This window comes from Pseudomonas sp. S1(2024), from assembly GCF_046557535.1.
Genome location: NZ_JBKGFP010000048.1, coordinates 90,847 through 97,521 on the forward strand (window position 1 = coordinate 90,847; position 6,675 = coordinate 97,521).

Here is a 6,675-nt window from a genome sequence, read left to right on the forward strand (position 1 = left end):
CACAGGTATCCCATAGCCTTTTCACCTTGTGCAGTACCTGTGGGAGCTGGCTTGCCGGCGATTGGGCAGCAAAGCTGCCCCAGCCATGGCAAGATCAGCACTGGCCCCGATTGCGACCCCACCCATGCCGTTGCCGCTGATCTACCACGAAGACTACAGCCCGGAGTTCCCTGCCGAACACCGCTTCCCCATGGACAAGTTCCGCCTGCTGCACGACCACCTGATCGACAGCGGGCTGACCACCGACCAAGCCCTGCTGCGCCCGGACATCTGCCCCAACGACATCCTCGCCCTGGCCCACGACCGCAGCTACATCGAGCGCTACATGAACGGTGACCTGTCACGCGAGGACCAGCGCCGCCTCGGCCTGCCCTGGAGCGAGGCCCTGGCCCGGCGTACCGTGCGCGCCGTAGGCGGCTCGCTGCTGAGCGCCGAGATGGCGCTGCAGCACGGCATCGCCTGCCACCTTGCCGGCGGCACCCACCACGCCCATTACGACCACCCTGCCGGCTTCTGCATCTTCAACGACCTGGCCGTGATCAGCCGCTACCTGCTGGAGGCTGGCCGGGTACACCGGGTGCTGATCTTCGACTGCGATGTGCATCAGGGTGACGGCACCGCGCGCATCCTGCACGACACACCAGACGCCATCACCGTGTCGCTGCACTGCGAACAGAACTTCCCGGCGCGCAAGGCGCAAAGCGATTGGGACATCCCCCTGCCCCGCGGCATGGGCGACATGGCCTACCTGAAGGTGGTGGACGACGCCCTCAACTACCTGCTGCCACTCTATCGACCCGACCTGGTGCTGTACGACGCCGGGGTCGATGTGCACAAGGACGACGCCCTGGGCTATCTGCAACTGACCGATGCAGGCGTTGCCGCCCGTGACGAAGCGGTGCTGCGCCACTGCCTGGGCCGCGACATCCCGGTGGTGGGCGTGATCGGCGGTGGCTACAGCAAGGACCGCGCAGCCCTGGCCAGGCGCCATGGCATCCTTCATCACAGCGCGGCACGCGTCATCGGTTGTTCACAATGACTGTGGAACCGCTTGTGGATAACCTGCGGGAAAGGCGCTGCAGCCCTTTACAGGCAAGGCCTGCAAAGCTCTGATCATTTTTTGAGCAGTGCTTCCACAGGCCGCGCTGCGCTAGAATGCGCCTCTTTTCCACAGCCTGCTGCCCACCATGCCTGATCTGAGCCCCGCCTCCCCTCCCCTCGCAGTCGTCATCGGCGGCGGCCCAGCCGGCCTGATGGCCGCCGAAGCACTGGCCCAGGCGGGCCTGGCGGTCGAGGTGTTCGATGCCATGCCTTCGGTGGGTCGCAAGTTCCTGCTGGCGGGTGTCGGTGGCATGAACATCACCCATTCCGAGCCCTACCCGGCGTTCGTCAGCCGGTATGCCGAGCGCCAGGGCGAAATCGCCGCGCTGCTGCACGACTTCGATGCCGACGCCTTGCGCCAGTGGATTCACGGCCTGGGCATCGAAACCTTCGTCGGCACCTCGGGCCGGGTGTTCCCCACCGACATGAAAGCCGCGCCACTGCTGCGCGCCTGGCTCAAGCGCCTGCGCGACAACGGAGTAGTTATCCACACCCGTCACCGCTGGCTGGGCTGGAATGCCGAGGGTGCATTGCGGATTGCTTATCCACAAGGCGAGCGGCTGGTGAAGGCCGCCGTGGTGGTGCTGGCGCTGGGTGGCGGCAGCTGGGCGCGACTGGGCTCGGACGGTAGCTGGCAGCCGCTGCTGGCCGAACGGGCTGTGGATATCTCACCCTTGCAGCCCAGCAACTGCGGTTTTGAAGTGGCAGGCTGGAGCGCGCTGCTCAAGGACAAGTTCGCCGGTGCGCCGTTGAAGAACATTGCCCTTAGCGTTCCTGGCAGCGTGCCGCGCAAGGGCGAGTTCATCCTCACCGCGCAGGGTGTGGAAGGCAGCCTGGTGTATGCATGGTCAGCGCCGGTGCGCGAGGCCATCAACCGTGAGGGCCACGGGGTGTTGCTGCTCGACCTGTTGCCGGACAAGCCTGTGGACAAGATTGCCCAGGCGCTGGCCAAACCACGGGGTTCGCGCTCCATGGCCAAGCACCTGCACAGCCAGCTGGGTATCGATGGGGTCAAGGCTGCGCTGCTGCGCGAGCTGACCGATCAGGCGACCTTTGGCGACCCTGGGGCCTTGGCGAAAGCGATCAAGGCCTTGCCGATAACACTAGTACGCACGCGACCGCTGGATGAAGCGATCAGCAGCGCGGGTGGGGTGCGTTTCGAGGGGCTGGATGAAGGCTTGATGGTCAAGGGCATGCCGGGGGTGTTCTGTGCCGGCGAGATGCTGGACTGGGAGGCGCCGACTGGGGGGTATCTGCTGACAGCGTGCTTTGCCAGCGGCTTGCGCGCCGGGCGGGCGGCGGCAAGCTGGCTGAAGTCCTGACACATACTCGACCCCCTGTGGGAGCGGGCGCGCCCGCGAACACGGGCGAAGCCCGTGCCATGCACCGCGGTGCCTGCTTCGCGGGCACGCCCGCTCCTACAGGGGCCAAGTTTCCGCAGGCTACGGCTTACGCTTGCGCGCCCCACCATTGAAGCTCGGCACCTTGCGCACTGCCTTCACCACCGGCTCCGCACTGCCTGATTCAGCACTGTCCATCCAGCGCCCCAACCCGCGCTTGGCGCTGTTTTCCTTCGGCTTCTTGGGCTTCTTCGGCTTCTTGATCACCTGGCCACTGGCGTCGGTCATCGGCACCCGGTGGTCAGGGATGAAGTCCGGCTCTTCATGACGCGGAAGGGTCTGCCGCGTCAGCACTTCGATCGCCGCCAGCAGCTGCACTTCATCGGCACACACCAGCGAGATAGCCTCGCCCTTGTTGCCCGCCCGCCCGGTACGCCCGATGCGGTGCACGTAATCCTCGGCAACGATCGGCAGGTCAAGGTTGACCACCAGCGGCAAGTCATCGATATCCAGGCCGCGGGCCGCCACATCGGTCGCCACCAGCACCTGGATTTCGCGGGCCTTGAAGCTGTCCAGCGCGCGCTGGCGAGTGGCCTGCGGGCGGTCACCGTGAATGCCGTCGGCATTCACACCCTCGGCCAGCAAGCGCTCCACCAGCTGGTCCACACCATTGCGGGTCTTGGCGAACACCAGCACCTGCTTCCAGCGCTGCTTGCGCAGCAGGTGGCAGAACAGGTCGACCTTGCGCTTTTTATCCACAGGCACCAACCACTGCTTCACGCTGGTGGCCGTGGCATTGCGCGGGCTGACTTCGATGCTCAGCGGTTCGTTCAGGGCCAGCCCCGCCAGCATGCGGATCTGGTCGGAAAAAGTGGCGGAGAACAGCAACGTCTGGCGCTTGCGTGGCAGCGCGGCGTACACCGACTGCAGCTCTTCGGCAAAGCCCAGGTCGAGCATGCGGTCGGCTTCGTCCAGCACCAGGGTTTGCACCTGGTTGAACTTCACGGCGTTCTGCCGGAACAGGTCGAGCAAGCGCCCCGGGGTGGCCACCAGCAGGTCGACGCCACGGCGCAGGCGCATCATCTGCGGGTTGATGCTGACCCCGCCATACACCGCGTAGGTGCTCAGCGGCAGGTTCTCGGCGTACTCGCGCACGTTGTTGTGCACCTGCTCGGCCAGCTCACGAGTGGGCACCAGCACCAGCGCGCGGATCGAGTTGCTGGCCACCTTTTCGCCTTCCAGCGCCAGGCGCTGCAGCACAGGCAGGGCAAAGCCCGCGGTCTTGCCGGTGCCGGTCTGGGCCGCGGCCATCAGGTCGCGGCCGGCCAGCACGGCGGGGATGGCCTTGGCCTGCACCGGGGTCGGGGTGGTGTAGTCCAGTTGCTGCAGGGTGCGCAGCAGCGGTTCGATCAGGCCGAGTTTGGCGAAATTCATGGCAATACCGTCAGGGGGTTCAGCGAAGGCGGCAAGTTTACCGCATCACCCCTGCCTACTTGCAGATTTCGCCTTTCAACGGCTGCGCCGGCTCAGGTGCCTTGCGCCACTGCGGCAGGCCGATCAGCACCACCGCGCCGATGATCACCGCCATGGCCACACATTCTTCGGCACCAATCTGCTCACCGGCAAAGACGATGCCCAGCAGCACGGCCACCGCCGGGTTGACGTAGGCATAGCTGGTGGCAGCTGCGGGGCGCACGTGCTTGAGCAAGTACATGTAGGCACTGAACGCCAGGATCGAACCGAAGAACACCAGGTAGGCCAGTGCCCCCCAGCCGGCAGCGGTCGGCATCTGCGTCATGCGCTCGCCAGACAGCGCGCTGCCGAGCAGCAGCACAGCGCCACCAACGAGCATTTCTGCGGCGCTGGCCATGGGCCCCTGGGGCAGCGGCAAGGTCTTGCTCCACACCGAGCCGAACGCCCACGACGCCGCCGCAAAGATGATCAGCGCCGCGCCAATCGGGCTTGCCTGAAGGTTGGAGCCCAGGTTCAGCAGGCCGATACCCACCAACCCGAGGGCGATCCCCGCCCACTCCAGCTTCGAATTGCGGTGCCCGAACAGCAGGCCGAACAGCAACGTGAACAGCGGCACCGTCGCCACCGCCAGCGCAGCGACGCCCGAGGCCACACCGGCATGCTCGGCCACGGTCACGCCACCGTTACCACAGCTGAGCAGCAGGAAACCGATCGCCCCCGCAGCCCGCCACTGCGGCCAGGTCGGTGCCGGCACACCGCGCCAGCGCAAGAAGCCATACAGCAGGCCCCCGGCAATCAGGAAGCGCACTCCGGCCATGAGCATCGGTGGCCAGCTCTCGACGCCTATGCGAATGAACAGGTAGGTGGAGCCCCAGACCAGGTACAAGGCCAGGAAAGCGCCAATGAGCAACAACGGGAAGCGACGGGAGGCAGGCATGGGAAACACTCGAAATCCGTTTACGGGTGGCTTAGTTTAGAAAGGCCATCGTGTAAACTTAAGTTACAAAACAGCTTTAAATTACCCGAACACTTTGCATTGCATGGTTATTCGGATGCTTTTCAATCGAATCGAAACCAGGCAGGAATAACCCATGGACAAGTACGACCGCATGCTGCTCGCCGCCCTGCTCGACAATGGCCGCGCCACCTTCGCGCAACTGGCGCGCCAGGTGAACCTGTCGGCGCCGGCGGTGGCCGAGCGGGTGGCCAAGCTCGAGGCCAGCGGGGTTATCACCGGCTACCAGGCCAAGGTCGACATGAGCAAGATCGGCCTGCCGATCCAGTGCGTGATCGAACTGCGCCTGGCCAGCCACGGCAACCAGCAGGCCTACGAAGCGTTGACCCAGATCCCCCAATTGACCGAATGCCACCGGGTAACCGGCGACCCCTGCGTCATCATGCAGGCAGCGGTGGGTTCGATGCCGGAGCTTGAAGATCTGATCAACCGGGTCGCGCAGTTCGGCTTCAGCAAGACCTCGATCATTCTCTCCAGCGCTGTGGAGCGGCGGGTGCCGCTGGCGCAACTGGAGAAGAAGCCCTAACAGAACCTGGCCAGGGTTTCACGAACCTTGGCGGCCGGGGTTTTCTGCAGGCGGCAGAGCAGGTCGTGCGAGAGTTGCTGTACACCATGGCCCTGGCGCAGCACGCCAGCCAGGTGTTGCAGCAGGTTGGCGGCCATTTCGGCATCGGCCATGGCCCGGTGCGCGGTACCGGTATCCGGCAGCCCGGCCCAGCGGGTCAGGGTGCCCAGCTTGTGGTTCGGTGCCGCCGGCAACAGGCGTCGTGACAGCAGCAAGGAGCAGGCGAAGGCCTGGCTGCGGCTTCGGCCGATGCGGCCCAGTTCGTAGTCCCAGAATTTCTGGTCGAAGGCGGCATTGTGTGCCAGCAGCGGGGTGCCACCAACGAACTCGGCCACTTCGTTCATCACCTTGTCCACCGGCGGCGCACTACGCAGCATGGCGGTGGTGATGCCAGTGAGCCCGGCGACGAATGCCGGTACCGGCACACCCGCGTTCATCAGGCTCTGGTAGCGCTCGACGATGCGCCCGCCCTCCAGCATCACCACCGCCACCTCGGTGGCGCGGCAGCCGGCGCCGGGGCTGATGCCGGTGGTTTCAAAGTCGATGACAGCGATACGTTCCATGCAGGGGCCTCAGTGTTTGAGCAACAGCGCACCCTCGATGGGCACATAACGGGTGGCGGCACGGATCAGCGACAGTGCGGTAAGCCCGGGCACACCATACACCACTGCCTCGGTGCCATGGCGCTGTATCACACGCTCCAGCAGCAGGTCGAAATCGCCATCGCCGGAGGCCAGTACCACTTGGTCGACGCGGCTGGCGGCGTCGATCACATCCAAGGTAATACCCACATCCCAGTCACCTTTGGCCGAGCCATCGCTGCGCTGGATGAAGGGCTTGAGGCGCACATCGAAACCGAGGTTGCGCAGGATCTGCTGGAACTGCTGCTGCTTGCTGTCGCCACGGTCGATGGCATAGGCCACGGCCTCGACGATCTGACCTTCGCGGCTGACATCGGCCCACAGGGCGGTGTAGTTGAAATGGCAGCCGTGGGCCTGGCGCACGGTGTAGTAGAGGTTCTGCACATCGGCGAACAGCGCGATCTTTTTCACCTTGGAACCCCTTGGTCGGCCTGGAATGCTGGGGGCTGCTTTGCAGCCCTTTCGCGACACAAGGCCGCCCCCACAAAGGGTTTCGGGACCCCTCAAGAGGGGGCATGGGTTGAGAAAAGGGAGAAAAAA

Annotated in this window: 7 protein-coding genes; 3 read left to right on the forward strand and 4 right to left on the reverse strand. The window is 65.0% G+C overall.

What is annotated here, in order from left to right; genetic code table 11:
* Positions 1 to 124 precede the first annotated feature (124 nt).
* Positions 125 to 1,039 (forward strand): histone deacetylase, encoded by a 915-nt coding sequence (locus ACLCGK_RS14035; RefSeq protein WP_015271914.1) that lies wholly within the window; start codon positions 125 to 127, stop codon positions 1,037 to 1,039.
* 148 nt (positions 1,040 to 1,187) lie between these two features.
* Positions 1,188 to 2,423, forward strand: coding sequence for a TIGR03862 family flavoprotein (locus ACLCGK_RS14040; protein WP_410952209.1), 1,236 nt, complete (start codon positions 1,188 to 1,190; stop codon positions 2,421 to 2,423).
* A gap of 120 nt (positions 2,424 to 2,543) precedes the next feature.
* On the opposite strand, the gene ACLCGK_RS14045 is transcribed toward ACLCGK_RS14040, so the two are convergent.
* Together ACLCGK_RS14045 and yedA are read right to left on the reverse strand one after the other, a co-directional pair.
* Positions 2,544 to 3,875, reverse strand: a complete 1,332-nt coding sequence (locus ACLCGK_RS14045) for a DEAD/DEAH box helicase (RefSeq protein ID WP_410952210.1) — start codon at positions 3,873 to 3,875, stop codon at positions 2,544 to 2,546.
* A gap of 55 nt (positions 3,876 to 3,930) precedes the next feature.
* Entirely contained in the window at positions 3,931 to 4,851 is a 921-nt protein-coding gene (gene yedA, locus ACLCGK_RS14050; RefSeq protein WP_015271917.1) for a drug/metabolite exporter YedA, read from the reverse strand.
* Positions 4,852 to 5,005: 154 nt separating this feature from the next.
* Between yedA and ACLCGK_RS14055 the strand changes: the two genes are divergently transcribed.
* Complete coding sequence (locus ACLCGK_RS14055) at positions 5,006 to 5,455, forward strand: Lrp/AsnC family transcriptional regulator (RefSeq protein ID WP_410952211.1); 450 nt, start codon at positions 5,006 to 5,008, stop codon at positions 5,453 to 5,455.
* On the opposite strand, the gene ACLCGK_RS14060 is transcribed toward ACLCGK_RS14055, so the two are convergent.
* Positions 5,452 to 6,057 (reverse strand): PolC-type DNA polymerase III, encoded by a 606-nt coding sequence (locus ACLCGK_RS14060; RefSeq protein ID WP_039613572.1) that lies wholly within the window; start codon positions 6,055 to 6,057, stop codon positions 5,452 to 5,454. The two genes, ACLCGK_RS14055 and ACLCGK_RS14060, sit on opposite strands and share 4 nt — an antisense overlap.
* A 9-nt stretch (positions 6,058 to 6,066) precedes the next feature.
* On the reverse strand, positions 6,067 to 6,546 hold the full coding sequence (locus tag ACLCGK_RS14065) for an NYN domain-containing protein (RefSeq protein WP_004576858.1): 480 nt from the start codon (positions 6,544 to 6,546) through the stop codon (positions 6,067 to 6,069).
* Positions 6,547 to 6,675 lie beyond the last annotated feature (129 nt).